At 63.2% G+C, this 24,024-nt stretch carries 26 protein-coding genes; 10 read left to right on the forward strand and 16 right to left on the reverse strand.

Going from position 1 to position 24,024, the window contains the following annotated elements:
- Positions 1-30: 30 nt before the first annotated feature.
- On the forward strand, positions 31-2,877 hold the full coding sequence (locus FJ956_RS28055) for an EAL domain-containing protein (protein WP_140681856.1): 2,847 nt from the start codon (positions 31-33) through the stop codon (positions 2,875-2,877).
- Between the two features lie 175 nt (positions 2,878-3,052).
- Here the strand turns inward: FJ956_RS28055 and FJ956_RS28060 are convergent, their stop codons facing one another.
- Positions 3,053-3,661, reverse strand: coding sequence for a YqgE/AlgH family protein (locus FJ956_RS28060; RefSeq protein ID WP_140681884.1), 609 nt, complete (start codon positions 3,659-3,661; stop codon positions 3,053-3,055).
- 126 nt (positions 3,662-3,787) lie between these two features.
- On the opposite strand from FJ956_RS28060, the gene FJ956_RS28065 reads away from it, so the two are divergent.
- From FJ956_RS28065 to FJ956_RS28075, 3 genes are all read left to right on the forward strand, one after another.
- The gene (locus FJ956_RS28065; RefSeq protein ID WP_140681854.1) at positions 3,788-4,594 is read left to right on the forward strand and encodes a protein-disulfide reductase DsbD domain-containing protein; all 807 of its coding nucleotides are present in this window, start codon (positions 3,788-3,790) and stop codon (positions 4,592-4,594) included.
- Between the two features lie 87 nt (positions 4,595-4,681).
- Positions 4,682-5,164, forward strand: coding sequence for a peroxiredoxin (locus tag FJ956_RS28070; RefSeq protein ID WP_140681852.1), 483 nt, complete (start codon positions 4,682-4,684; stop codon positions 5,162-5,164).
- A gap of 100 nt (positions 5,165-5,264) precedes the next feature.
- Positions 5,265-5,741, forward strand: a complete 477-nt coding sequence (locus FJ956_RS28075; protein WP_140681850.1) for a DUF2938 domain-containing protein — start codon at positions 5,265-5,267, stop codon at positions 5,739-5,741.
- 218 nt (positions 5,742-5,959) lie between these two features.
- Here FJ956_RS28075 and rnhA read toward each other — a convergent pair whose 3' ends face one another.
- The 11 genes from rnhA to FJ956_RS28135 all read right to left on the reverse strand — a co-directional run bounded on the left by rnhA (position 5,960) and on the right by FJ956_RS28135 (position 14,896).
- On the reverse strand, positions 5,960-6,490 hold the full coding sequence (gene rnhA / locus FJ956_RS28085) for a ribonuclease HI (RefSeq protein ID WP_140681848.1): 531 nt from the start codon (positions 6,488-6,490) through the stop codon (positions 5,960-5,962).
- Positions 6,487-7,449 (reverse strand): homoserine kinase, encoded by a 963-nt coding sequence (locus FJ956_RS28090; RefSeq protein WP_140681846.1) that lies wholly within the window; start codon positions 7,447-7,449, stop codon positions 6,487-6,489. The genes rnhA and FJ956_RS28090 overlap by 4 nt, the downstream gene beginning before the upstream one ends.
- A gap of 6 nt (positions 7,450-7,455) precedes the next feature.
- The gene (gene ispH / locus FJ956_RS28095) at positions 7,456-8,460 is read right to left on the reverse strand and encodes a 4-hydroxy-3-methylbut-2-enyl diphosphate reductase (RefSeq protein ID WP_140681844.1); all 1,005 of its coding nucleotides are present in this window, start codon (positions 8,458-8,460) and stop codon (positions 7,456-7,458) included.
- Positions 8,461-8,595: 135 nt separating this feature from the next.
- Positions 8,596-9,351 (reverse strand): SURF1 family protein, encoded by a 756-nt coding sequence (locus FJ956_RS28100; RefSeq protein WP_181170325.1) that lies wholly within the window; start codon positions 9,349-9,351, stop codon positions 8,596-8,598.
- Positions 9,348-9,734: a DUF983 domain-containing protein gene (locus FJ956_RS28105; RefSeq protein ID WP_140681842.1), complete on the reverse strand. Its 387-nt coding sequence runs from the start codon at positions 9,732-9,734 to the stop codon at positions 9,348-9,350. Before FJ956_RS28105 ends, FJ956_RS28100 begins: the two co-directional genes overlap by 4 nt.
- Positions 9,735-9,819: 85 nt before the next feature.
- Positions 9,820-10,701 carry a cytochrome c oxidase subunit 3 gene (locus tag FJ956_RS28110; RefSeq protein WP_140647284.1) on the reverse strand — a complete coding sequence of 294 codons (882 nt, stop codon included), beginning with the start codon at positions 10,699-10,701 and terminating at the stop codon, positions 9,820-9,822.
- 1 nt (position 10,702) lies between these two features.
- Complete coding sequence (locus FJ956_RS28115; protein WP_140681840.1) at positions 10,703-11,332, reverse strand: cytochrome c oxidase assembly protein; 630 nt, start codon at positions 11,330-11,332, stop codon at positions 10,703-10,705.
- Positions 11,332-11,523: a hypothetical protein gene (locus tag FJ956_RS28120; protein WP_140681838.1), complete on the reverse strand. Its 192-nt coding sequence runs from the start codon at positions 11,521-11,523 to the stop codon at positions 11,332-11,334. The genes FJ956_RS28115 and FJ956_RS28120 overlap by 1 nt, the downstream gene beginning before the upstream one ends.
- Positions 11,520-12,464: a heme o synthase gene (locus tag FJ956_RS28125; RefSeq protein WP_140681836.1), complete on the reverse strand. Its 945-nt coding sequence runs from the start codon at positions 12,462-12,464 to the stop codon at positions 11,520-11,522. The genes FJ956_RS28120 and FJ956_RS28125 overlap by 4 nt, the downstream gene beginning before the upstream one ends.
- Positions 12,465-12,540: 76 nt before the next feature.
- A complete protein-coding gene (gene ctaD, locus FJ956_RS28130) occupies positions 12,541-14,136 on the reverse strand; it encodes a cytochrome c oxidase subunit I (RefSeq protein ID WP_140782005.1) in 1,596 nt (531 codons plus the stop codon).
- A gap of 100 nt (positions 14,137-14,236) precedes the next feature.
- The gene (locus tag FJ956_RS28135) at positions 14,237-14,896 is read right to left on the reverse strand and encodes a 5-formyltetrahydrofolate cyclo-ligase (protein ID WP_140680958.1); all 660 of its coding nucleotides are present in this window, start codon (positions 14,894-14,896) and stop codon (positions 14,237-14,239) included.
- Positions 14,897-15,017: 121 nt separating this feature from the next.
- On the opposite strand from FJ956_RS28135, the gene FJ956_RS28140 reads away from it, so the two are divergent.
- Positions 15,018-15,857 carry a LysR family transcriptional regulator gene (locus tag FJ956_RS28140; RefSeq protein WP_140680960.1) on the forward strand — a complete coding sequence of 280 codons (840 nt, stop codon included), beginning with the start codon at positions 15,018-15,020 and terminating at the stop codon, positions 15,855-15,857.
- Positions 15,858-15,912: 55 nt separating this feature from the next.
- Positions 15,913-16,458 (forward strand): DUF488 domain-containing protein, encoded by a 546-nt coding sequence (locus FJ956_RS28145; RefSeq protein ID WP_140680962.1) that lies wholly within the window; start codon positions 15,913-15,915, stop codon positions 16,456-16,458.
- A gap of 8 nt (positions 16,459-16,466) precedes the next feature.
- On the opposite strand, the gene FJ956_RS28150 is transcribed toward FJ956_RS28145, so the two are convergent.
- From FJ956_RS28150 to FJ956_RS28160, 3 genes are all read right to left on the reverse strand, one after another.
- Entirely contained in the window at positions 16,467-17,030 is a 564-nt protein-coding gene (locus FJ956_RS28150) for a nucleoside-diphosphate kinase (RefSeq protein WP_140680964.1), read from the reverse strand.
- A 160-nt stretch (positions 17,031-17,190) separates the two neighbouring features.
- Positions 17,191-17,658, reverse strand: coding sequence for a nucleoside diphosphate kinase regulator (gene rnk / locus FJ956_RS28155; protein WP_140680966.1), 468 nt, complete (start codon positions 17,656-17,658; stop codon positions 17,191-17,193).
- Between the two features lie 617 nt (positions 17,659-18,275).
- The gene (locus FJ956_RS28160) at positions 18,276-18,575 is read right to left on the reverse strand and encodes an XRE family transcriptional regulator (protein ID WP_140680984.1); all 300 of its coding nucleotides are present in this window, start codon (positions 18,573-18,575) and stop codon (positions 18,276-18,278) included.
- 366 nt (positions 18,576-18,941) lie between these two features.
- On the opposite strand from FJ956_RS28160, the gene FJ956_RS28165 reads away from it, so the two are divergent.
- Genes FJ956_RS28165 through FJ956_RS28180 form a run of 4 tightly spaced genes read left to right on the forward strand, consistent with a single transcriptional unit; the run spans position 18,942 to position 22,428 of the window.
- On the forward strand, positions 18,942-19,643 hold the full coding sequence (locus FJ956_RS28165; RefSeq protein ID WP_181170298.1) for a CBS domain-containing protein: 702 nt from the start codon (positions 18,942-18,944) through the stop codon (positions 19,641-19,643).
- Positions 19,644-19,664: 21 nt separating this feature from the next.
- Positions 19,665-20,075 (forward strand): group III truncated hemoglobin, encoded by a 411-nt coding sequence (locus FJ956_RS28170; protein ID WP_140680970.1) that lies wholly within the window; start codon positions 19,665-19,667, stop codon positions 20,073-20,075.
- The gene (gene fdxA, locus FJ956_RS28175; protein WP_140680986.1) at positions 20,072-20,413 is read left to right on the forward strand and encodes a ferredoxin FdxA; all 342 of its coding nucleotides are present in this window, start codon (positions 20,072-20,074) and stop codon (positions 20,411-20,413) included. The genes FJ956_RS28170 and fdxA overlap by 4 nt, the downstream gene beginning before the upstream one ends.
- Positions 20,410-22,428, forward strand: a complete 2,019-nt coding sequence (locus tag FJ956_RS28180; protein WP_140680988.1) for a hydantoinase/oxoprolinase family protein — start codon at positions 20,410-20,412, stop codon at positions 22,426-22,428. Before fdxA ends, FJ956_RS28180 begins: the two co-directional genes overlap by 4 nt.
- Before the next feature lie 205 nt (positions 22,429-22,633).
- Here the strand turns inward: FJ956_RS28180 and FJ956_RS28185 are convergent, their stop codons facing one another.
- Positions 22,634-23,830 carry an IS256 family transposase gene (locus tag FJ956_RS28185; RefSeq protein WP_140680972.1) on the reverse strand — a complete coding sequence of 399 codons (1,197 nt, stop codon included), beginning with the start codon at positions 23,828-23,830 and terminating at the stop codon, positions 22,634-22,636.
- Positions 23,831-24,024 lie beyond the last annotated feature (194 nt).

Below are 24,024 nucleotides of genomic sequence, written 5' to 3' on the forward strand. Positions count from 1 at the left end.
CCGCGATTAGCGTCGCTGTTCGCCCTCATCATGACGGTCGTCGTCACGCTTTTTTCGGCCATGCCGGCTTTCGCCGTCGAGCCGATCAAGATCGCGCGCGACGACAAGGCGCTGGACCTGTCCGGCGCCGTCCAGATCTACCGGAACCAGGGCGAGAATTTCCAGGTCTCGACCGCGCCCGGGCCCGACGGCATCGTGCGGCGCATCGAGGTGGAAGCCAATGATGCGCGCTCGAGCGGCGACTGGGCCGTCTTCGCGCTCGCCAACACCACGGACCAGCAGCTCGACCGGCTGATCGTCGCGCCGCATTTCCGCCTGGTGAATTCCGGCATCTTCTGGCCCGACCTCGGCTCGACGCGCATCGCCGCGATCACGCCCAGCGAGGGTTTCGCGCTCGACCGCCAGACAAGCCCGGACGCCGACGTGTTCCGGGTGACGCTGAACCCCGGAACGGTGGTGACCTTCATCGCCGAGCTCGCCTCGCCGAAGCTGCCGCAGGTCTATCTCTGGGAGCCGGACTCCTACAAGGACTCGGTCAATTCCTACACGCTGTTCCGCGGCATCGTGATCGGCATTTCGGGGCTTCTGGCGCTGTTCCTGACGATCCTGTTCGTGGTCAAGGGAACCTCGATGTTCCCGGCGACGGCGGCGCTCGCCTGGGCGGTGCTGGCCTATATCTGCGTCGACTTCGGCTTCCTCAACAAGATCATCGAGATATCGCCCGGCAACGAGCAGATATGGCGGGCCGGCACGGAGGTGGCGCTGGCCGCAACCTTCGTGGTGTTCCTGTTCGCTTATCTCAACCTCAACCGCTGGCACGGCCATTTCAGCTATGGCGCGCTGGTCTGGATCCTGGGACTGCTGTTGATCGCGGGCGTGGCCATCGTCGATCCGGCGGTCGCCGCCGGCATTGCCCGCATCTCGTTCGCCGCCACCGCGCTCACGGGGCTCGGCCTCATCATCTTCCTCGGCATTCGCGGCTATGACCGCGCGATCATGCTGGTGCCGAGCTGGGTGATGGTGCTGCTCTGGCTATGCGGGTCGTGGATGGCGATCACCGGCATGCTGGACAACGACATCGCCCAGCCGGCGCTGGGCGGCGGGCTGATCCTGATCATCCTCTTGATCGGCTTCACCGTCATGCAGCACGCCTTCGCCGGCGGCGGGGCGCACCAGGGCCTGTTCTCCGACCTCGAGCGCCAGGCGCTCGCCGTTGCCGGCTCGGGCGACATCGTCTGGGACTGGGATGTGCTGCGCGACCGGGTGGTGACCAAGCCGGACATCAGCCTGCAACTCGGCCTTGCGCCCAACAGCCTCGGGGGTGCGGCACGCAACTGGTTGCCCGTGCTGCATGCCGACGACCGCGACACGTTCCGCACCACGCTCGACGTGGTGCTGGAGCATCGCCGCGGCAAGGTGGCGCAGAACTTCCGCCTGCGCGGCGCCGACGGCCACTACCACTGGTTCTCGCTGCGCGCCCGCCCGGTTATCGGCTCCGACGGCGAGGTGATCCGCTGCGTCGGCACCATGGTCGACGTCACCGAACAGAAGAAATCCGAGGAAAGGCTGCTGCACGATGCCGTGCACGACAATTTGACCGGCCTGCCGAACCGCGAATTGTTCATGAACCGGCTGGAGGCGATCATCTCGATCGCCCGCACCGAGGAGAAGGTGCGCCCCACGGTCTTCATCATCGACATCGACCGCTTCAAACAGGTCAATGACGGTCTCGGAATTTCGGCCGGCGACACCATTCTGCTCACCGTCGCGCGCCGGCTGCACCGGCTCTTGAAGCCGAAGGATTCGCTGTCGCGCTTTGCCGGCGACCAGTTCGCGCTGATGCTGCTTTCGGAGCAGGACCCTGCCCGCATCGCGGCAATCGCCGACGCCATCAAGCACGCGATCAACAACCCGATCACCTTCGCCAAGCGCGAGATCGTGCTGACCGCCTCGATCGGCCTGATCACCTGGACGACGGCGCAGACCTCGGCCGAGGACATGGTCAAGGACGCCGAGCTTGCAATGCACCAGGCCAAGCGTTTTGGCGGCGACCGGATCGAACCGTTCCGGCCCGCCTTCCGCACCGTCGGCACCGACCGGCTGCAATTCGAATCCGACCTTCGCCGCGCCATCGAGCGGCGCGAGTTCACGCTTGCCTACCAGCCGATCGTGCGGCTGGAGGACGGCAGCGTCGCCGGCTTCGAGGCGCTGCTGAGATGGGACCACCCGCGCCGCGGCATGATCCCGCCGGGGGACTTCATCCCGGTGGCCGAGAATTGCGGGCTGATCGTGCAGCTTGGCCTCTTCGCCATGCAGCAGGCGGCCGAGGACCTCGCGGGCTGGCAGAAGCAGATCGGCGACGCGCCGCTCTCGGTCTCGGTCAATTTGTCGAGCCGCCAGCTCATCCGCCGCGACCTCGTCAGCGACGTCCGCTCGGTCATCGCGCGCGCCAATCTGAAGCCGCGCTGCTTCCGGCTCGAGCTCACCGAATCCCTGGTGATGGATAATCCCGAACAGACCGCGCATGTGCTGAGCAAGCTGAAGCAGCTCGGCATCGGGCTGTCGCTCGACGATTTCGGCACCGGCTATTCCTCGCTTTCCTATCTGACGCGCTTCCCCTTCGACACCATCAAGATCGACAAGAGCTTCGTCGACGACGCCACGCCGAAGCGCGCGGTGCTGCTCAAATCCATGGTCAACATGGCGCATGAGCTCGGGCTTTCGGTCGTGGCGGAAGGCATTTCGGACGAAAGCGACGCGCTGGAGCTGCGCCAGATGGGCTGCGAATATGTCCAGAGCTTCATGTTCGGCGCGCCGATGCCCGGCGACCAGGTGCTGAAGACGCTGAAGGAGCAGTATCCGCTGACCCAGGCTTAGAGGCACACCCTCGTCATCCTCGGGCTTGACCCGAGGATCCATGCCGTAACGTTAAAGCATTTGAAAATAGTGCAGAATTCTGCACCGTTGCTCTCCATGGTCGGTGTAACGGCATGGATCCTAGGGTCTGCGCGCGTCGCTTCGCTCCTTGCTCCGCCCTAGGATGACGAAAGTGCTATGCGTGCCCCGCTGCTGCGCTCAAATGAGCAAGGTCGATGCCGATCGAGGCGAGGATACGGCCGTATTTGCGCTCGATGTCGGTGTCGAAGAGAAGCTCGGGCGTCGCCGGACAGGTGAGCCAGCCGTTCTCGGCGATCTCCGTTTCGAGCTGGCCGGCGCCCCAGCCGGAATAGCCGAGCGCCATCAGCGCATGGCGCGGGCCACGGCCGGTGGAGATGGCGCGCAGGATGTCGACGGTTGCCGTCAGGCAGACGTCGTCGGAGACGTTGAGCGAGGATTCCACGCGATAGTCGCCCGAATGCAGCACGAAGCCGCGGCTGCGGTCGACGGGCCCGCCGTTGCGCACGACGAAATCGCGCGTATGCGCCGGCAGGCGGATCGCTTCCTGCTCGTTCATGATGCCGAGCTGCACAAGCAGGTCCGGAAACAGCATCTGCTGCGTCTGGTTGATGATCAGGCCCATTGCGCCCTCGTCGCTGTGGGCGCAGATGTAGATGACGGAGCGCGCGAAACGGTCGTCCTTCATGCCGGGCATGGCAATCAGGAACTGGTCGTCGAGGAAGCCGCGTCCGGCGGCCGACTTCTTGTGGCGCAGCAAGTCCATGGCTTGAGCGTAACGCGTTTCGGCGGCGCCGAAAAGATGGTGCCAGTCCCCGATGTAACGCAAATATGATACCGGGAGAGCGATGAAGTCATTGCGCGGCCAAGAACGGACGGTCAAATCACCGCCATGCGATACATGAAAATACTGGTTCTCGGCGTCGTTTTCGGGTGGGCTGCGAGCCTCCCGGCCGAGGCCTCCTCCTCGATCTGGTACAACAGTGAAGGCGGCAAGGTTCGGCTGGTGACCACCGGCAAGCCCGACGAGGCCGGCAGGATCCACGGCGTGCTCGATATCGCGTTGAAGCCAGGCTGGAAGACCTATTGGCGCGATCCGGGCGACGCCGGCGTGCCGCCGCAGCTCGACATATCCGGCAGCACCAACATCGCCGACGCCCAATTGTCGTTCCCGCCGCCGCAGCGACATGACGACGGCTACGGCAAGTGGGCCGGCTACGACCGTCCGGTATCGCTGCCGGTGACCTTCACGCTGTCCTCGCCAGACCAGCCGGCGACCATCGACGCCCATGTCTTCCTCGGCATCTGCGAGACGATCTGCATTCCGGTGCAGACCCGGCTCAGCGTCGATCCGGGGGCCGATCCCGACAACGCCACCGACGCCGCATTGGTGAAAACCGCGCTCGCGACGTTGCCGTCCCCGGCCCGGTCCGATTTCGGCATCAGCGTGCTGCCCGGCGACCACGAGACCCTTGTCGTCCAGGCGCAGTCGCCAGGCGATCCGGAATCCGTCGACTTCTTCATCGCCGGCGAGCGGGACTACATGTTCGGCGCGCCGGTGCGCAGCGAGAAGGACGGCAAGCTGGTCTTCACCGTGCCGATCCTGGACCGGCCGTCGGCGACGCCGACCGATGGTGGGCTCTATTACACGCTGACCAGCGCCGAGGGTTCGGTGGACGGGCTGCTGCCTTTCCCTTGATCCAGCATTTGGTCAACGGTTGCGGGAAATCGCCCGGTCCGATATCGAAGGCATCGACCCTTCCACATCCCCCAAGCGAGGCTCCCCATGACCATTGCGGTTGGCGAAAAACTGCCCGACGTGACCTTCAAGACGATGACCGCCGATGGCGCGAAGGATATTAAGGGCGCCGAGATCTTCGCCGGCAAGAAGGTGGTGCTGTTCGGTGTTCCCGGCGCCTTCACGCCGACCTGCAGCAACAACCATTTGCCCGGCTATCTCGAGAACCATGACGCCATTCTTGCGCGCGGCGTCGACACGATCGCCGTCGTTTCGGTCAACGACGTGCATGTCATGGGCGCCTGGGCGCGCTTCTCCGGCGGCGAAGGCAAGATCCTCTATCTCGCCGACGGCAGCGGTGATTTCGCCAAGGCCGTAGGGCTCGACAACGATCTTTCCGCAGCCGGCATGGGCCTGCGCTCCAAGCGGTTTTCGATGATCGTCGGCGACGGCAAGGTCACCGCGCTCAATGTCGAGACAAAGCCTGGCGTCAACGAGAGCGGCGCCGCCAAGATCCTCGAGCAGCTCTAGATCAGGACAATTTTTCGTTGACCCGCCATCCTGATCTCACTCTTTGTTGGAGCATGATCTTGTCCGAAAACCGGTTCCCACTTTTCGGGATCATGCTGTGATGCTCGACACAATCTGGCGCGCTGTGGCGATCGGCATCGGCGCCACCGTGTTCATGGATATCTGGGCGATCATCCTCAACAAGGCGATCGGTCAGCCTTTGCCCAATTGGGGCATGGTCGGACGCTGGGTTTGGCACCTGTCCGAGAAGGTTTTCCACGACGATATCGGCAAGGCCGCGCCCTATGCGCATGAAAAGGCGCTGGGCTGGGTTTTTCACTACCTGGTCGGCATCCTTTACGGCGTGATCCTGGTGGTGCTCGCGGGCGCCGGCTGGCTGGCGGCGCCGACCTTCCTGCCTGCCTTCATCCTCGGGATCGTCACCGTCGGAGCCGGCTGGTTCCTGTTGGCGCCGGGCATGGGCGCGGGCTGGGCAGCATCCAAGCTCCCCAATCCGACGAAGGTGCGCGCGCTCAACCTCGTGGCGCACACGGTGTTCGCGCTCGGCATGTTCTCGACGGCGCTGTTGATCCGGTGAAGCGGCAAAACGGGAGGCTCCCATTCACGAGCTATCAGCCGTTCGGCGCCGCTTCCGCCAACTTCCTCCGAGCCTCCTTTCGGAGGGCGTGAAAATCCAAAGGCTCTGGTTTTCCGCTCGCCTTGCCCTCATCCCAGAGTCGCTGCAGCCGGCGCACGTCTTCTTGCTTTAGTTCAGTTCGCGCTTACCTGGCCAACCTGCCGACGGTATGCGCATCCTCAGTAGCTCTGCGTAGAGCGCCGGGGTGCGCGTTTGCCGGTTGAAGTGGCTTCCTGCGGCGCGGCCGCAACCGGCCTAGGCCGTACCAGCTTCGGCTTGAACGGCGCCATGCCTTCGCGAGCCAGTTCGTCGGCGCGCTCGTTCTCGGGATGACCGGCATGGCCCTTGACCCAGTTCCAGGTCACCTTGTGGCGTCGGTTGGCTGCGTCGAGCGCCTGCCATAGTTCGCCGTTCTTCACCGGCTTCTTGTCGGCGGTCTTCCAGCCGTTCTTCTTCCAGCCATGGATCCATTTGGAAATACCATCCATGACGTATTTGCTGTCGGTGTAGAGATCGACCGTGCAAGGTTCCTTCAGCGCATCGAGCGCGGTGATGGCGGCCAGCAGCTCCATGCGGTTGTTGGTGGTCTCGGCCTCGCCGCCGGATAGTTCCTTGGTGACGCCGTTGTAGCGCAGCACCGCGCCCCAGCCGCCTGGTCCGGGATTGCCCGAGCAGGCGCCGTCGGTGAAGATTTCGACCTGCTTGCTCATATCAGTCCGTATTCGGAAGGAGATCGGATCGCGCGGTGGAAGCGCATGCGGCGGATATATTCGGTCGGATCGCGCTTCATCACCAGCCCGCCATCCGGAACGGTCAGCCAGTCATAGAGGCGGGTCAGCATGAAGCGCAGCGCAGAGCCGCGCGCCAGCATCGGCAGCGCCGCCTTCTCGTCACCCTGAAGCGGCCGCACCGACTGGTAGCCAGCCAGCAGCGCCGTCCCCTTGGTCAGGTTGAAGGAAAAATCCTTCTCGAAGCACCAGGCGTTGAGGCAGGTGGCGACATCATAGGCGTAGAGGTCGTCACAGGCGAAATAGAAGTCGATCAGCCCGGACAGCTTCTCGCCGAGGAAGAAGACATTGTCCGGGAACAGATCGGCATGGATGATGCCGCACGGCAGGCCGGTCGGCCAGTTGCGCTCGAAATCGCTAAAGTCGGCATCGACCTCGGCCGCCAGGCCCGGCTCGACCTCGTCGGCGCGGTCGCGCGAGGCCGTCCAGAGCTTGCGCCAGCCGTCGATGGCCAGCGCGTTCGGCCGTCTCATCTGAAAATCCTGGCCGGCAAGATGGAGGCTGGCGAGCGCCTTGCCGACTTCCGCGCAATGCGCGGCCGTCGGCCGCCGTAACGACAGGCCTTCGAGGAAGGTTATGATGACGGCGGGCCGGCCGGCGAGCGTGCCGATGACGGTGCCGTCATGCGCGGTGACCGGCAGCGGACAGGAAATGCCCTTCCTGGCGAGATGGCCCATCAGGCCGAGAAAGAACGGCAGGTCGGCCTTGTCCACGCGCTTCTCGTAGAGCGTCAGGATGTAGGAGCCGGTCGAGGCGTGGACCAGAAAATTGGAATTCTCGGTGCCTTCGGCGATGCCTTTGTAGGAGAGCAACTCGCCGACCGGATAGGCTTTCAGGAACGCGCTGAGTTCGTTCTCGTTGACGTCGGTGTAGACGGCCATCCGGTTTCACGCCGCTCCATTGACGAAGGCCATGTCGGCCGCCGTCAGTTCGACATCGCGCAAAACCCGCATCACCGGAAAATCCTCCGTTTCCGTGGCCGTGATGGCCAGATCGATGGTGACGTCGAAACGCTGGCGGAACGCATCGATGATCTCATCGACGATGATCTCCGGCGCCGAGGCACCGGCCGACAGGCCGAGCGTCCTGATCCCGGCGATCTCATCCCACGGAATTTCGGCGGCGCGCTGCACGAGAAGCGACATGGTGGCACCCGCGCGCTCCGCCACTTCGACAAGGCGACGCGAGTTGGACGAATTGGGCGCGCCGACGATAAGGAAAAGATCGGCGCCCGCCGCCGTCTCCTTCACCGCTTCCTGGCGGTTGGTGGTGGCGTAGCAGATCGATTCGGCCGCGGCCGCGTGCAGTTCGGGAAACCGCTCCTGGAGCGCCCGGATGATGCCGGCGGTATCCTCGACCGACAAGGTCGTCTGGGTGACGAAGCCAAGGGCCGAAGCGTCGACCGGCACGAAACGCGCCGCATCGGCCTCGGTCTCGATCAGCGTCACGGCGCCTTCCGGCAACTGGCCCATCGTGCCGATCACTTCGGGGTGGCCGGCGTGGCCGATCAAAAGCACATGGCGACCGAGCCGCTGGTGGCGCATCGCCTGCTTGTGCACCTTGGAGACGAGCGGGCACGTGGCATCGAGGTAGAAGAGATTGCGCGCCTCGGCATCCGCCGGCACCGACTTCGGCACGCCATGCGCGGAAAAGACCACCGGCGACCGGCGATGCTCCGGCGGAATCTCGGACAGTTCCTCGATGAAGACCGCGCCCAGACTCTGCAGCCCTTCGACGACGTAACGGTTGTGCACGATCTCGTGGCGGACATAGACCGGCGCGCCGTATTTCTTCAGCGCCAGCACGACGATCTGGATGGCACGGTCGACGCCGGCGCAAAAGCCGCGTGGCTGGCAGAGCCTGATCGTCAGCGGGGGCTTTTTCTCAGTCATTAAAACGGGCCGGTCCAGTCGGAATCGATCTCTTTGTTTTGACGCAATTCCGCACGGAAAGCTGCTCACACTTTTCCTGGAATTGCCCAAGGCGAAATGAGGTGCACACCCCTGCCCTGTCAAGAGCAGGAGGCTTCACGCTTCTTTCGCTGGGCGGCGAAGCCTGAGGATCAGCACCGCCGCAAGGGCGGCGGCCAAGCCATACCAGGTGACCGCATATTGCAGGTGGTTGTTCGGCAGGTCGATGATGGTCACGCCTCCGACCGGCAGACCGCCGGGGTTCGGCGATTTGTCGGCATCGATGAAGAACGGCACCAGCACGAAGCCGGCGGGCAGGCCGGCGGTCGCCGCCATGGCATCGCGGTCCTTCCAGTAGAAGATGTTCTTGGCGACGTCATTGTCGGGAAGCATCATCGACGGCTTTGCCGGCAGCGGATTGCGGGCAAGCCCGGTCAGGGTCACCTTGCCGGCAACCTCGCCCTGCCGGCGCTTGGAAGGATCCTTGAGGTCGTAGGGAACGAAGCCGCGGTTGACGAGCACGAAGCGGCCATCCTCGAGCTGCAGGGGCGTGTAGACGTTGAAGCCGCTGTCGCCTTGCCAGGTGGAAAAGAAGTGCCGCTCGCCCTGGTGCAGGAAAGTGCCGGTCACCGTCACCGGCGTGTAGTCGACATCGTGGGAAGCGGCGAATTCCTTCTCGACGTCAGCCAGCGGCAACGGCGCGGAGTGGGTGCGCTTGTCGATTGTCGCGAGCAGGCCTTCCTTCCAGTGCAGGCGCTGCACCTGCCAGGTGCCGAGCCCGATCAGGACGGCGAACAGGACAAGGCCGAGGCCGATGAGCAACGCCGTGCGCGGCCGTGAACGGCCGGCAACCAAACCGGTCGTCTCGGTCATTCGCTGGAATCCAGCCTGCCCTCGGAAGCCTTCTTCGAATACTGCAAGGTGATCAGCACGCCCTTGATCAGGCGCAGCGCCGTCAGGCAGAGCACCAGCGCCAGCGGTATCCACAACATGAAGTGCAGCCAGAGCGGCGGGCTGAGCGTCACTTCCATCCACAATGCGAGGCCGACGACGACGAAGCCGATGATCAGGATGACGAACACTGCCGGTCCGTCGCCCGCATCGGCGAAGGAATAGTCGAGCCCGCAATTGTAGCAGCGCTTGCCGACGGTGAGGAAGCTGGAGAACAGCTTGCCTTCGCCGCAGCGCGGGCAGCGGCCATGCAGGCCGGCCGAGATCGGATCTATGGGTGGCCAGATCGCCTTGTCTTCACTCATGTTCTCACCGTAGACCTTTTCGCCCAAAAAAATAAGGCGGCCACGTCGCCGCAGCCGCCCTTTGGGATTCCGAAACCCGTCGGTTTTAATGGCCTTCGATCAGCGCGCCGTTCGAGGCCCAGACATAGATCGCGCTGAACAGGAACAGCCAGACCACGTCGACGAAGTGCCAGTACCAGGCGGCCGCCTCGAAGCCGAAATGCTGCTTCGGCGTGAAGTCGCCGCGCATCGCGCGCACCAGGCAGACGAGCAGGAAGATGGTGCCGATGATGACATGGAAGCCGTGGAAGCCGGTCGCCATGAAGAAGGTGGCGCCGTAGATCGAATCCTTGAACGCGAAGGGGGCGTGCATGTACTCGTAGGCCTGCACCATGGTGAACAGCATGCCGAGGCCGACGGTCAGCACCAAGCCGTTGATCAGGCCCTTGCGGTCGCCATGCAGCAGCGCGTGATGCGCCCAGGTCACCGTCGTGCCCGACAGAAGCAGGATGATGGTGTTGTAGAGCGGCAGGTGGAAGGGATCGAGAACTTCCAACCCCTTCGGCGGCCAGACGCCGCCGGTGAAGGCGGCGCGAGCATATTGCGAGGCTTCGCCCGGGAACAGGCTGGCGTCGAAAAAGGCCCAGAACCAGGCGACGAAGAACATCACCTCCGAGGCGATGAACATGATCATGCCGTAGCGCAGGTGCAGCGACACGACGCGCGTATGGTGACCCTCATGCGCTTCCTTGATGGTGTCCGACCACCAGGCGAACATGGTGTAGAGCACGATGATCAGGCCGATGAAGAACAGCCATGGATTGGCGATGTTGTGGCCGAAGACCGGGAAGTTGCCGGCCTTCAGATACTGCATCAGGCAGACGCCGCCGATGGCGGTGACCAGCGCGCCGATCGAACCCAGGAAAGGCCAGGGGCTCGGGTTGACGAGATGGTAGTCGTGTTGTGGTTTTGCATGCGCGTCTGCCATATCAACCCCCGAGGCTTGCTTCGGAATCTGGAACTTTGTTGCTGCTGCCAGCGGCCGGCGCCGACGAGGCGACCGGCTGTTTCTTTTCGACCGGGAACATCGTGTAGGACAGGGTGATCGTCTTCAAGTCCTTGAGTTCCGGCACGTTGACGATGTCTGGATCGACATAGAACACGACCGGCATGTCCAGCGTCTCGCCGGGCTTCAGTGTCGTGTCGGTGAAGCAGAAGCACTCCACCTTGTTGAAATAGGCACCGGCCATTTCCGGCTGCACGTTGAACGAGGCGCGGCCGGTGATGGTGCGGTCGAATTTGTTGGTGGCGCTGTAATGCGCCTGCGCCGTCGCACCGATCTTGATCGTCACCGAGCGGGCGACAGGCTCGAACTGCCACGGAATGCCGTTGGTGTTGGCATCGAAGCGGATGGTGATATCGCGGTCGAGCACGCGGCCGGCATATTGCTTTTCGGCGCGCTGCGTGGTGCCGCCATAGCCGGTGACCTGGCAGAACATCTTGTAGAGCGGCACCGCCGCATAAGCCATGCCGACCATGCCGGTGAAAAAGGCGAGGCAGACGGCTGCGACGATGCCGTTGTTCACCTTGCGGGGCTTGCTGCTGGCCTCGCCGCCCATCAGCCGCCTCCCAACAGGCCGGAGCCGGTGATGCTGGCCCCGGAGTGGCCGAAGCGCACGATGGTGGCGGCATAGAAGATGGCGACCAATGCCGCCAGCGCGACGCCGATGGCGATGGAGCGGTTGCGGCGCGCCTTCTGCTGGCGTTCGGTCAGCGTGACCAGCTCGAGCTTCTTGTCGGCCACGATCATATTCCCCCCATCATGAGGGCGCGCCCGACCACGCAGTCGACGAGGTAGGCTGCAAAGATAGCGAAGAGATAGAGCAGTGAGTAGCCGAACAGGGCCTTGGCCGGCTTCATCGCGCGATCGTCGTCGGCCATGGCAAGCACTTTCCAGGCATACCAGACGAAGCCCGCGCCGAGGACCGCCGAGACGACGCCGTAGCCGGCCGTGGTGTAGCCGAGCGCCCAGGGCAGCACGCCGACCGGCGCCAGGATGAGCGCATAGGCAAAGATCTGCCGACGGGTCGAGGCCTGGCCGGCGACATTCGGCATCATCGGGATGCCGGCGCGGGCATAGTCGTCGGACTTGAACAGCGCCAGCGCCCAGAAATGCGGCGGCGTCCACAGGAAGATGATCAGGAACAGGATCACGCTTTCGAGGCTGACCGAGCCGGTCACGGCGGCCCAGCCGATCACCGGCGGGATGGCGCCGGCGGCACCGCCGATGACGATGTTCTGCGGCGTCCAGCGCTTCAGCCACATGGTGTAGACGACGGCGTAGAAGAAGATGGTGAAGGCGAGAAGCGATGCCGACAGCCAGTTGACCAGCACGCCCAGCGTCATCACCGACAGCACCGACAGCACCAGGCCGAAGCTCAACGCCTCGCCCGGCGTGACGCGGCCGGCCGGCACCGGGCGGCCGGCGGTTCTCGTCATAACCGCGTCGATGTCGGCGTCGTACCACATATTGAGCGCGCCGGAGGCGCCGGCGCCGATGGCGATGGCCAGGATGGCGATCATCGCCAGCAGCGGGTTGATGGCGACGGGCGCCGCGACTAGGCCGACAAAGGCCGTGAAGACGACCAGCGACATGACGCGCGGCTTCAACAGGGCGAAGAAATCGCCCGCGGTCGCTTCCGACATGCGAAAGCCCGCTTCCTCCATCAATCTGTTTTTGGCAAGGGCCATGCGTGCTTAAAGTCCATCATTCCGTTGGCCAAGACCGCCGGACAAGCCGGCGGCCTCGTATGCGTCGGGACGCTGCCTACTTGATCTTCGGCAGCTGTTCCCACTGGTGGAACGGCGGCGGCGAAGGCAGCTGCCATTCGAGCGTGGTGGCACCCTCGCCCCACGGATTGGCGCCAGCGACGCGCTTCTTCTGGAAGGCCTCGAACACGCCGTAGAGGAAGATCGCGACACCGACGGCCGAGATGTAGGAGCCGTAGGACGAGACCATGTTCCAGCCGGCGAAGGCATCCGGATAGTCGACGGTACGGCGCGGCATGCCGGCGAGACCGAGGAAGTGCTGCGGGAAGAAGATCAGGTTGACGCCGACGAAGGTGACCCAGAAGTGGGTGTTGGCGATCACCGGCGAGTACATGTAGCCGGTCATCTTCGGGAACCAGTAGTACCAGCCGGCGAAGATGGCGAATACCGCGCCCAGCGACAGCACGTAGTGGAAGTGCGCGATCACGAAATAGGTGTCGTGCAGCGAGCGGTCGAGGCCGGCATTGGCCAGCTGAACGCCGGTGACGCCACCGATGGTGAACAGGAAGATGAAGCCCAACGCCCACAGCATCGGCGGCTTGAAGGAGATCGAGCCGCCCCACATGGTGGCGATCCAGGAGAATATCTTCACGCCGGTCGGCACCGCGATGACCATGGTGGCGAACACGAAGTAACGCTGCGTGTCGAGCGACAGGCCGGTCGTGTACATGTGGTGCGCCCAGACGATGAAGCCGACGGCGCCGATCGCGACCATGGCGTAGGCCATGCCGAGATAACCGAACACCGGCTTCTTCGAGAAGGTCGAGACGATATGGCTGACGATGCCGAAGCCCGGCAGGATCAGGATGTAAACCTCGGGGTGGCCGAAGAACCAGAACAGGTGCTGGAAGAGGATCGGGTCGCCGCCATTGTCCGGCACGAAGAAGGAGGTGCCGAAATTACGGTCGGTGAGCAGCATGGTGATGGCGCCCGCCAGGACCGGCAGCGACAACAGCAGCAGGAAGGCGGTGATCAGCACCGCCCAGGCAAACAGCGGCATCTTGTGCAGCGTCATGCCGGGAGCGCGCATGTTGAAGATGGTGGTGATGAAGTTGATGGCGCCGAGGATCGACGACGCGCCGGCGATGTGGATCGACAGGATCGCGAGGTCCATGGCGGGGCCGGGCTGGCCGGACGTCGAGAGCGGCGGATAGATCGTCCAGCCGCCGCCGACGCCGAAGGCGCCCGGCGCGCTCGGCACGAACATCGAGGAGAGCAGCAGGATGAATGCAGGCGGCAGCAGCCAGAACGAGATGTTGTTCATGCGCGGGAAGGCCATGTCCGGCGCGCCGATCATGATCGGCACCATCCAGTTGGCGAAGCCGCCGATCAGCGCCGGCATGAGCACGAAGAAGATCATGATGAGGCCGTGGGAACTGACCACGACATTGTAGGTCATCGGATCGCTGAATATCTGCAACCCGGGCTCCTGGAGCTCCATCCGGACCAAGACCGAAAGCGCGGTGCCGAGAATCCCCGCGAAGATGGAGAAGATCAGATAGAGCGTCCCGATATCCTTGTGATTGGTCGAGTACAGCCATCTGACGAAAAACCGGGGCTTGTGGTCTTCGGTGGATACCGCTGAGGTCGACATGGTGTTCTACCTGCCTTTCATTCGCAGGCAGGCCTGATGGTTCGCGATGGAGGCCGTAGCCGCCGCGACCGGGAAACCAGGCGCTGTCTGCTTCGTGTTTTCAGTCCGTAACGATTGCATCCATCGCAATGTCGTGGGGCTGCGGACGGATGGTTTCGAGCCGGCTTCCGGCGTAACCCACTCCGATGGCCAGCGGCCGCCTGTGCATCGCCGCGAGCGTTCTGTCAAAGAAGCCGCCGCCATATCCCAAGCGGTAATTCGCACTGTCGAAACCGACCACCGGTGCGATCACGACATCCGGCACGACCGATGGTCCGCGTGAGGGGACCAGGATGTTCCACACGCCACGCTCGAGCGGGTCGCCCGGGCTCCAGATGCGGAATTCCAGGGGCCAGCCCTTCCTGATGACGACTGGAAGCGCGATCCTGCCGCCGCGCTCGATGACCGTGATCGCCCAGTTGCGAAGGTCGGGTTCACCGCGGAACGGCCAATAGCCGCTGACGATGCGTCCGCTGACCTTGCCGATGGCAAGATCGAGACGCGAAGCGATGCGGTTTGACCTGGCGCCCCTCTCTTCGGCATCGATGGCGAGGCGCTCCTCGATCAGCCTCTGCCGTTCCGCCTTGCGCCAGCGCAGGACGTCGCTCCAGGAATCTCCCGGCTCTGCTTGTCCGCCATATTCGGATGAAAGCTCGTGCGCGTAGCAGGGCGGCGATGTGTATTCATTGATTTCAAGGTCGGGGTCTCTCTCTTCGGCCATCGCCAGCTCCGTTTCCGTGCGCCCCACACGTTTGCTGAAACGTGCTCCGCAGGAAACAGGAAGGCAAACGGAATTAAATGTTGTATGGATGCAAAATTATTGCACTCATCGAAGGTGTCCAATGGACATAGATCGCGCGCGCACGTTCCTTGAAATCGTGCACTCGGGCAGTTTCCTGAAGGCTGCGGATCGCCTTCACGTCACGCAGACCACTGTGAGCGCGCGCATACGCACGCTGGAGGAGGAGCTCGGACGTCAGCTCTTCATCCGAAACCGCAACGGCGCGCAATTGACGCCGTCCGGGCGCGAGTTCGAGCGCTTTGCCCAGTCTTTCGTTCAAATCTGGGAGCGTGCCCGCCATCAGCTCGCCATCCCGTCAGGACGGACCAGCGTCGTTGCCTTGGGCGGCGAACTCAGCCTGTGGAATCCGCTGCTGCTCGACTGGCTGGTGTGGATGAAGAAGGCCAAGCCCCAGATCGCCATCCATGCCCAGGTCGGCGTGCCCGACCAACTTCTCGATCAGCTCAGAACGGGTGTTCTGGACATCGCCGTGCTTTATGCGCCGAAGCTCTTGCCAGGCTTCAAGGTGGAGTTGCTAGTCGAAGAGCAGCTTGTTCTCGTCAGGACCACGAACGAAGAGCCGGCTGGCGCGCAAGACTATGTCTATGTGGATTGGGGACCGCTGTTCGCGGCGCAGCACGACGCAAGCTCGACCGCTTTCGGAGAACCTGGATTGCTGGTTGGTCTGGGGCCGTTGGGTCTCAGCTATATCCTGCGCGCAGGCGGCATGGGCTATTTCCGCAGGGGCGCCGCAGCTCCCCATATCGAGGCGGGGCAGTTGGAGATCGTGGAAGGCGCTCCGGAGTTCACCTATCCGGCCTATGCGGTCTACCCGGAAGCAAGCGAGACGCGAACCGACGTTCAGGAGGCGCTACGTGGCCTGAAGCATGTCGTGAAATGATCGTCTCGCCAGGAGCTAAGGTTGAGCCAGGATGACCGCTGCGGATTGACCGAACATGCCTCATCCATTCTACACCATCGGTCACTCGAACCGGTCGACCGCCGAATTCGTCGCCCTGCTGCGAGTCGGAGAAGTCTCCCTGGTGGTCGACATAAGAACCGTCAGACGCTCGCGGGCGAACCCGCAATTCAACAGCGAGGTGCTTCCGGAAGGCCTGGCGGCGTTCGGCATCGGATATGAGCACATTGCCGAACTTGGCGGCATGCGCGGCAAGGCACACGACGTTCCACCGACGCTCAACGCATTTTGGATCAACCAGAGCTTCCACAACTACGCCGACTATGCTTTGTCCGCGGAATTTGCCAGCGGCTTGAACAGGCTTTTGTCCCTCGGCAGACAGCGGCGGTGCGCCGTCATGTGCTCGGAAACGCTCTGGTGGCGCTGTCACCGCAGAATCGTGGCCGACTATCTGATCGGCCACGGCGAAACCGTTTTTCATCTGATGGGCCATGACAAGGCCGAGCCCGCGAAGCTGACCGACGGCGCGAGGGCGAGGGTCGACGGAACGCTCGTCTACCCGTCTTCGCGCCCTTCGGGATAGCTCAGTCCTCAGGCGGCCGGCGGACCCGGGTCGTCGAACCCGGCGTCGAAGGCCGCCGCAACCTTGTTGCGAGGCTCGTCACGCGGTTCATCGGAACGATGGACGACGCGCAGGCCCGGTTCGCCCGGCCGTCGCGATTCCGAGGCCGCAATTCCCGCCAGCTTCAGCCTCTCGCGCCTTGCGGCTTCCGGTTGATAGACAACCTCTTGCACGGTCAGCGTTTCCAGGCGGCCGTCCGCTGTAGGAATCGATATCGACTGGCCCTCGGCCAGACCGAGCAACGCCAGGCCGCGCGCATTGGTGATCGGCAACAGCATGCCAACCAGGCCGCGCATCTGGTCATGTGCGACGATGCGGGTTTCGGCAGGGCCGTCGTTTATCCGATAGGCCACGCGGCTGCTGAGCGTCACGACGTTTGCCGGGATGTCATCCCGAAACATTACGACAGCGCTCGAAATCTTTCGTTGGAGAACAGCCCAGAAGGTGTCGTCGCGCACTGGATGGCGCTCCCGTATGACCTCGAGAATTGTGTAGTCCTTGGTGGTCAGTTGGCAGCTATCGGTAATGGACATGAAATGTCTCCAGCCGGGCCAGTGAAGGGCGATCCGGCAACAAGCAATTGATCGGGTGATGTGGAAAGATACCCCTGCGCCGGACCAGGCCGGCCCAGGGGTCAGACTCCCGCGATCAGACTGCCTGCGTGATTGAGGAGACGGAAGGAGACGCCCATGTCTAGAGGCTCGCCGCGACCGCTGGAGACGCAGGTGCGAGGCGTTCGGCGCCATCGACGTCCTTCGCGCTGGGTTTGCTCACACCAAGCACCAGCAGTTCATGCCTGCGTCCGTCTCGTGCGGTCCAAATGATAGACTGTCCGGCCGATAGGCCGATTAGGGCCGTGCCGATCGGCGTCAGGATTGAAACCTTGCCTGCCGAAATGTCCGCTTCGCCCGGATAAACCAGCGTGACCGTTTTTCGATCGCCGGAGTCGGGCTTGAACGTCACGGTCGAGCCCATCCGGACAGTGCCAGAGGAGACCCAGCCATCGCCGACGACGCGCGCACGCTCGAGTTCGGCAAGGAGTTCGTCAGACGCTTCCGGGCTTCGTGCGGCAAACGTGCTCGCAAGCGCTGATAAACGCGCATGGTCGGACTGCGAGATCCGGATGGCCGGCTTACGCCGGGTTTTTGTGTTGTGCAGCATTTGAATTCTCATAATTTTCTAGTGAGCCAGCCGCCATCAAGGTGGCGGTAACTGGCCAAATCGGGGAAGTTATTTTGCTTGAAGCGGCGATGCGCGAGCGCGTGCCAGCCCTGCCGATCACCCCATGTCAATGGAAGTCATGCCCCTCGGCTCGGGGCACATGGCGGCCGAGCCGGGGGTTAAGATCCCGCGATGGGGCAAACCCGGAAAAGAAAATCGCAAAGAATTTTAGCAGCGGCGTTCATAAGCACATAGTTGGGGAAGTAATCCTGGAAGTCAAGGCAACCACCTCAGCGGAGCGAGCGTTGAGCTATTCGAAGCGAGCGCCGAGCAACGTGTTTATCACCAGTTCTCTTCCAGTCCTGTTTATGCCGGTCCCGTGAGGTCTCTCTTCCGCCAGCCCGAGGAAGATTAGGCGTTCGGCCAATGCATTCGATAGAGCCGGGTAGGGTCCGCGATTCATGCGCTTAAGCGCTGTCTGCTCTTCCTCAGTGAGATCAGCCCACGCAACCTTCATGACCCTCTCCTAGCTTGCACCTGGTCAGCAACCGCGGGATTCTGAAATTGTCCGTCGAGGGGCTGGGATCGTGAATTGATCGGTCCTCCGAGGCCTGAGCTTATGGAACGGCATCCGTTCCAACGATACCGCCCTCATTCTCCAGGACGCCGATCCGCCTGACCTCCGAGCGGTTGAGTTTCAGGCGAACGCCGATACCGCCGCCGTTCTCGGCAATGAAAACAGCGCCGGCCTTTTCGAGCGTGGTTTGGAGCGTGTTGCAGATTTCCCGGTCGGGGAGGGTGATCCGCCGCTCGAATTCTTCGATGACCAGCGTGTCCACACCTGAATTGCTGGCGAGCTTTTCACGGGTCCATTCGACCAGCGCGCGAGCGGCGCGGCATTGGGCACCAGTGATCATTGTAAGATCCCCCGTTTCAAACGCTTTCCGGAGCCGTCGGCAGAAAACCATTACACTCTCGCGCTGCGGCTCAACCTCCAAGAATGGATATCGAGTACGAAAAAGGGAAGGGCCGATGCCACTCCTCAGGTATGAAATTATGATGCAAGGAAGTTGCGTTAAAGCCGCAATAAATTTCGTTTGTGTTGCATAAACGAAAAGGGGAAGCTTTCGCCACGGCTTGGCGGTCAGCGCCGACGGTTCAAATCGGGAAAGTGCGAAGTCTTGGCAAAGGCGCGATGAGGCGCGCAGACCATGGATAGGTCCAAAAGCAATAGCCACCAGGTACTTTCGTGGCCTGGCGTTCGGCCTCCCGACAGAGCACGGATGCTGGTTGCAATGGATATCATGAGGTCACCGGTCGTGGCGGTCGGGCCAGACAGCACACTGGACGAAGCGTGCGACCTTCTTGTCACGCGCGGTTTGAGCGCGGTCGCGGTGATCGACCGGGGCGTGATGCTCGGCACCGTAGGCGAGGAGGACTTGGTCCACAGGGCGGAAATAGGGACGGCCGCGCCGCGGCGTTCCTGGTGGTTCCATCTCTTCGGCCGTAACACGGCGCTCGCGGCGGACTATTTGAAGTCGCACTCCGCCCATGTGACCGACGTCATGACCAGGCAGGTGATCACCGTTTCACCGTGCACCCCGATCGACGAAATCGCGGCGCTGCTTGAAGTCAATCGCACTCGGCGCGTCTTCGTCGTCAGCGGCGAACGCGCCGTGGGGGTTGTCGCCCGGGCAGACTTGGTGCGCGCGCTGGCGTCCGCCAGGCAAAACCTGCCTCGCCCGGTCTCGTTCCACGACGATGCCAGCATCAGGCGCGAAATTGTCGGCGCCCTGCGGTCCGAGGCGTGGCCGTCGATCGGAGCAGCTGACGTGAGCGTGACAAACGGGGTGGTCACCTTATGGGGTGGCTATCTATCGGAACAGGAACGGAAGGCATCGCTGGTTCTAGCCGAAAACACGGCCGGAGTTCGGGCTGTGGATGATCACCGCGTCCCCCTCGACATTGCCTATGCGATGGTTTGAGGCGGGACCGGGGCCGAACCAATGAGCATCGACGTGAAGGACACTTCCCCGGTTTCCGAACAGCAAATCCGTCAGCGCGTGGACCTGTTCTACGACAAGGCGCGCGCCGATCCTGATCTCGGTCCGAGTTTCGAGCGCGTTATCCGGGACGAATGGGGGCCGCATTTGCAGAAGATGTACGACTTCTGGTCCTCGGTGAGGCTGGCCACGGGGCGGTACAAGGGTCAACCTGTCGTGATCCACAAACGCATCGAAGGCTTGGAGGTCGAGCTTTTCGATCGCTGGCTCGCTTTGTTCGGCGAAAGTTGCGCCGACGTGCTGGACGCCGAGACAGCGGGCCTGTTCTGGCGCAAGGCCGTTCGTATCGCTGAAAGCCTCAAGCTTGCTTTGTTTTACCGTCCAGACCAGCCATGGCCGACAGGCGCCGCATGACGTTCGTGGTCACCGACAACTGCATCAAATGCAAATACATGGACTGCGTAGAGGTCTGCCCCGTCGACTGTTTCTACGAGGGCGAGAACATGCTCGTCATACATCCCGACGAATGCATCGATTGCGGCGTCTGCGAACCCGAGTGTCCCGCCAAAGCGATCTTTCCCGACACCGCGCCCGACCTTCAGGATTGGCTGCTGCTGAACGCCGAATACGCGTCGTTGTGGCCGAACATCACGACGAAGCGCGATCCTCCCGCGGATGCGAAAACCTTCGACGGCGAAACGGACAAGTTTCCCCGATACTTCTCCTCCAATCCAGGGCAGGGGGACGGATGAACGCGACCATCGGACACGCCTTTCCGCTTTATCTCGGTATCGATACAGGTGGCACCTACACGGACGCCGTCCTGTGGTCCGAAGCCGCTGGCATCGTTGCAAAGGCCAAGTCGCTGACGACCCGGCACGATCTCGCCCAAGGCATCGCCGGTGCTGTCGACACTGTCCTTGACAAGGCGGCCATCTCTCCCGCCGCGGTCAAGCTGGTGTCGATGTCGACGACGCTCGCCACCAACGCACTTATCGAAGGGCAGGGCGGGCGAGTCGCCCTGGTGATGGTCGGCTTCGCCGAGGCCGACCTCGCCCGCAGCGGTTTGTCGGAGGCGCTGGGCTTCGATCCCGTTGTCTTTTGCCCAGGCGGGCATGACGTCCATGGCGAACCGCGTACCCTTGCGTTGGACGCCCTGGCGGAAGCGTTGCCCAGGCTTGCCGACACCGTTTCCGGGGTCGCCGTGGCGTCCTATTTCGCGGTTCGTAATCCCGAACACGAGATCGCGGCGCGCGAACTCATCCGGGAGCGCACCGGGCTTCCTGTAACCTGTTCGCATGAACTGTCGTCCAAACTTGGCGGTCCTCGACGCGCGCTGACGACGCTTCTCAACGCCCGCCTCATCTCGATGATCGACCGCCTTATCGATGCCACCGAAGGCTTCCTCCAAAAGCGCGGCATAGCGGCGCCGCTGATGATGGTGCGCGGCGACGGCACGTTGGTCACAACCAAGTTTGCCCGTGCCCGGCCGATCGAGACCATTCTTTCCGGCCCGGCGGCCAGCCTGGTCGGCGCCCGCTATCTGACGGAGCTCGACGATGCGGTGATTTCCGACATCGGCGGTACGACCACCGATATCGCCGTACTGGAAGGCGGCCGCCTGCGGCTCGATCCCGAAGGCGCGACCGTCGGCGGTCAGCGCACCATGGTCGAGGCTGTCGCCATGCGCACCTTCGGCCTCGGCGGAGACTCGGAAGTTTCGCTTCAGGAGAGGTCGTTGACTTCGGCGATCGTGCTTGGGCCACGCCGGCTCGTGCCGCTGGCGCTGGCCGCCATGGAGCATGGCGATGCCGCGCGCAAGGATCTGCAGCGCCAATTGCTCAAGCCCAACACCAGTCGGCTGGATGGCCGTTTTGCCTTCCGCACGGGGGTTCCCGACCGTCTCGCTGTTGGCCTGACGATCACGGAGGCACGGCTCTACGCCAGCATTTCGGCAATTCCCGCCGCGCTCGATGACTTGCTCATGTCGACCTCACAGGTGGCGACGCTCAATCGCCTGGTCGCGCGAGGGCTGGTGCAAATCGTCGGCTTCACACCGTCCGATGCGGCCCATGTGCTCGGCCGACAAGCCAACTGGGATCCTGTCGCGGCCCGGTTGGGCGCAGAGCTATTTGCGCGCAGGCGCGATGGCCAGGGGCATCATATCGCGAAAGACGCGGACACTTTTTCCGAGATGGTTCTTGGCTGCGTTACCCGACGTTCGGCCGAAGCCGTACTGGAAACCGTCTTTGCCGAGGACGGGCTGGACGGCGGCGTTTCCGTTGCCAATCCGCTAGTCCAGAGGGCGGTTCGCCGGCGCGGCGGGATGGCGCGGCTGTCGATCGAGCTCGACCGGCCGGTGATTGGCCTCGGGGCGTCCGCGTCGCTCCACTATGCTGGCCTGCCGCCCCTGATCGGCAATGACTGCCATATCGCCGAACACGCCGACGTGGCAAATGCGCTGGGCGCGGTCGTCGGGCAGGTCCGCATGTCCGCGGAGGCTCGCGTCAGCCAGCCGGAGATCGGGCTCTTCCGTCTGAATTCCGGCGAGCGGCTTGACGACTTCGATACCGAGGACGAAGCGATGGCCGCCGCCGAAGCCCATGTTCGCTTCCTGGCGACAAGCCTTGCCGAGCGTGCTGGGACCGATCAGGCCCGGATCGAGACCGCACGGCAGATCAAGGTGGCGACGATCGAGGGCGAACGCAGTTTCGTCGAAGCCATAGTCGTTGCGACTGCCACGGGACGGCCGCGCATCGCTTCGTGATGCCCTCTTAAGAGCTGGACCGCTCTGGACGGTTAGCGAGCAGCATGGTGCAAGGCGCCCAGGATGGTTCCTGTGCCGTAGGGCGATTCCTACAACAGGAACGGCGCAAACACGATGATTCTGACGATAGTTGACCGCTGCTGGACCCGGTCCAAGAAAGGTTGTGTGCGTCAAGTTCTGCAAAAAGGGGCGGCCATGAGGCTGATCATGCGGCTTGGCGCAGAGCGAGCTTCTTGTGCTCGCGCAGGTCGTCCATGTTGATGTAGCGGTTGGCCTCCATCCAGTTTTCGTTGGTTTCGACGGCCAGCGCCCTGACCAGGCGCAGGCAGCTTTCGGCGTTGGGAAAGATGCGCACGACATAGGTGCGGCGCCTGCTCTCTTCGTTGAGGCGTTCCAGCATGTTGGTCGACTTCAGGTGCTTGTGGTGCTGACGCGGCAGGCGAAAGAAGGTCAGCGTGCGCTCGATGGTCTCCTCCACCCACGTCGTCAGTCGCGGATAGCGGCCCGACCATTTGGCCAGCCATGCGGCGAGATCGGCCTTGGCCTCGGCGAGATCGCGCCGGTCGTAGAGCCATCTGAGCTCCTGCAGGCAATCGTCGCCATGCTTCCTAGGCAGGTGATCGAGCGCATTCCTGAGGAAGTGCACGTAGCAGCGCTGCCAGGCGGCTTCCGGGATCACCTCGCCGATCGCCGCGACCAGGCCGGCATGGTCGTCGGACACGACCAGTTCGACGCCCCTGAGGCCGCGCGCCTTCAGCGCGACGAGGAAGTCCTTCCAGGCCGAGCGGCTCTCGCGATTGGCCATCTCCACGGCCAGGATCTGGCGCCGCCCGTCCCAGTCGATGCCGACCGCGATCAGCACCGCCTGGCTCATGACGATGCCGGCCTCGCGCACCTTCTCGTAGCGGGCATCGAGGATGAGGTAGGCAAAGGGCTCTTGAAGCGGGCGCTCGGCAAAGGCCTTCAGGCTCTCGTCCAGGCGCTTGTTGATGGCCGAGATCGACGAGGCCGAGAAGGCATGCCCGCACAGCTCCTCGGTGATTGCCTTGACCTTGCGGGTCGACACGCCCTGCACATACATCTCCGCAAGCGTCGCCACCAAGGCCCGCTCGGAACGCTGGTAGCGCTCGAACAGCTCGGTGGAGAAGCGCCCCTGCCGGTCCTGCGGAACCCGCAGTTCCAGCTTGCCGACACGGGTGACAAGCGTGCGGCCGTAGTAACCCGAGCGATAGCCGAGACGCTCCGGCGTGCGCTCGCTCTTCGAAGCACCCAGCGCCTCGTCCATCTCGGCCTCGAGGACCTCCTGCATCACCGCGCGGATCACTTCGTGCAGCCCAGCCGGGTTCGAAAGCAGAATGTCTTTGACGGCAGCTATGGCGGATTTATCTTCAGTCTTGGTCATGGCGGCGTTCCTTCGCGGGAATCAGGTGACGTTGAACATCACCAGCCTGCCATGACCGCCCTCTCTCAGCGAATTTGCAGAACTCTCAGCACACTACCCCAGCGACTGACGTGCGCAATCAGTACTCATCCGGTGAAGACCGCAGGCGTGCGTATTCGGCGACCATGAGCACCGCGGTGCTGGGGTCAAGCTTT

The organism is Mesorhizobium sp. B2-4-3, assembly GCF_006442815.1.
Taxonomy (GTDB): Bacteria; Pseudomonadota; Alphaproteobacteria; order Rhizobiales; family Rhizobiaceae; genus Mesorhizobium.

Excerpts from the sequence above, each read along its gene's own strand:
- FJ956_RS28055 (WP_140681856.1), top strand. The coding sequence starts at position 31 with ATGACGGTCGTCGTCACGCTTTTTTCGGCCATGCCGGCTTTCGCCGTC.
- FJ956_RS28060 (WP_140681884.1), bottom strand. The coding sequence starts at position 3,661 with ATGGACTTGCTGCGCCACAAGAAGTCGGCCGCCGGACGCGGCTTCCTC.
- FJ956_RS28065 (WP_140681854.1), top strand. The coding sequence starts at position 3,788 with ATGCGATACATGAAAATACTGGTTCTCGGCGTCGTTTTCGGGTGGGCT.
- FJ956_RS28070 (WP_140681852.1), top strand. The coding sequence starts at position 4,682 with ATGACCATTGCGGTTGGCGAAAAACTGCCCGACGTGACCTTCAAGACG.
- FJ956_RS28075 (WP_140681850.1), top strand. The coding sequence starts at position 5,265 with ATGCTCGACACAATCTGGCGCGCTGTGGCGATCGGCATCGGCGCCACC.
- rnhA (WP_140681848.1), bottom strand. The coding sequence starts at position 6,490 with ATGAGCAAGCAGGTCGAAATCTTCACCGACGGCGCCTGCTCGGGCAAT.
- FJ956_RS28090 (WP_140681846.1), bottom strand. The coding sequence starts at position 7,449 with ATGGCCGTCTACACCGACGTCAACGAGAACGAACTCAGCGCGTTCCTG.
- ispH (WP_140681844.1), bottom strand. The coding sequence starts at position 8,460 with ATGACTGAGAAAAAGCCCCCGCTGACGATCAGGCTCTGCCAGCCACGC.
- FJ956_RS28100 (WP_181170325.1), bottom strand. The coding sequence starts at position 9,351 with ATGACCGAGACGACCGGTTTGGTTGCCGGCCGTTCACGGCCGCGCACG.
- FJ956_RS28105 (WP_140681842.1), bottom strand. The coding sequence starts at position 9,734 with ATGAGTGAAGACAAGGCGATCTGGCCACCCATAGATCCGATCTCGGCC.
- FJ956_RS28110 (WP_140647284.1), bottom strand. The coding sequence starts at position 10,701 with ATGGCAGACGCGCATGCAAAACCACAACACGACTACCATCTCGTCAAC.
- FJ956_RS28115 (WP_140681840.1), bottom strand. The coding sequence starts at position 11,332 with ATGGGCGGCGAGGCCAGCAGCAAGCCCCGCAAGGTGAACAACGGCATC.
- FJ956_RS28120 (WP_140681838.1), bottom strand. The coding sequence starts at position 11,523 with ATGATCGTGGCCGACAAGAAGCTCGAGCTGGTCACGCTGACCGAACGC.
- FJ956_RS28125 (WP_140681836.1), bottom strand. The coding sequence starts at position 12,464 with ATGGCCCTTGCCAAAAACAGATTGATGGAGGAAGCGGGCTTTCGCATG.
- ctaD (WP_140782005.1), bottom strand. The coding sequence starts at position 14,136 with ATGTCGACCTCAGCGGTATCCACCGAAGACCACAAGCCCCGGTTTTTC.
- FJ956_RS28135 (WP_140680958.1), bottom strand. The coding sequence starts at position 14,896 with ATGGCCGAAGAGAGAGACCCCGACCTTGAAATCAATGAATACACATCG.
- FJ956_RS28140 (WP_140680960.1), top strand. The coding sequence starts at position 15,018 with ATGGACATAGATCGCGCGCGCACGTTCCTTGAAATCGTGCACTCGGGC.
- FJ956_RS28145 (WP_140680962.1), top strand. The coding sequence starts at position 15,913 with ATGCCTCATCCATTCTACACCATCGGTCACTCGAACCGGTCGACCGCC.
- FJ956_RS28150 (WP_140680964.1), bottom strand. The coding sequence starts at position 17,030 with ATGTCCATTACCGATAGCTGCCAACTGACCACCAAGGACTACACAATT.
- rnk (WP_140680966.1), bottom strand. The coding sequence starts at position 17,658 with ATGCTGCACAACACAAAAACCCGGCGTAAGCCGGCCATCCGGATCTCG.
- FJ956_RS28160 (WP_140680984.1), bottom strand. The coding sequence starts at position 18,575 with ATGATCACTGGTGCCCAATGCCGCGCCGCTCGCGCGCTGGTCGAATGG.
- FJ956_RS28165 (WP_181170298.1), top strand. The coding sequence starts at position 18,942 with ATGCTGGTTGCAATGGATATCATGAGGTCACCGGTCGTGGCGGTCGGG.
- FJ956_RS28170 (WP_140680970.1), top strand. The coding sequence starts at position 19,665 with ATGAGCATCGACGTGAAGGACACTTCCCCGGTTTCCGAACAGCAAATC.
- fdxA (WP_140680986.1), top strand. The coding sequence starts at position 20,072 with ATGACGTTCGTGGTCACCGACAACTGCATCAAATGCAAATACATGGAC.
- FJ956_RS28180 (WP_140680988.1), top strand. The coding sequence starts at position 20,410 with ATGAACGCGACCATCGGACACGCCTTTCCGCTTTATCTCGGTATCGAT.
- FJ956_RS28185 (WP_140680972.1), bottom strand. The coding sequence starts at position 23,830 with ATGACCAAGACTGAAGATAAATCCGCCATAGCTGCCGTCAAAGACATT.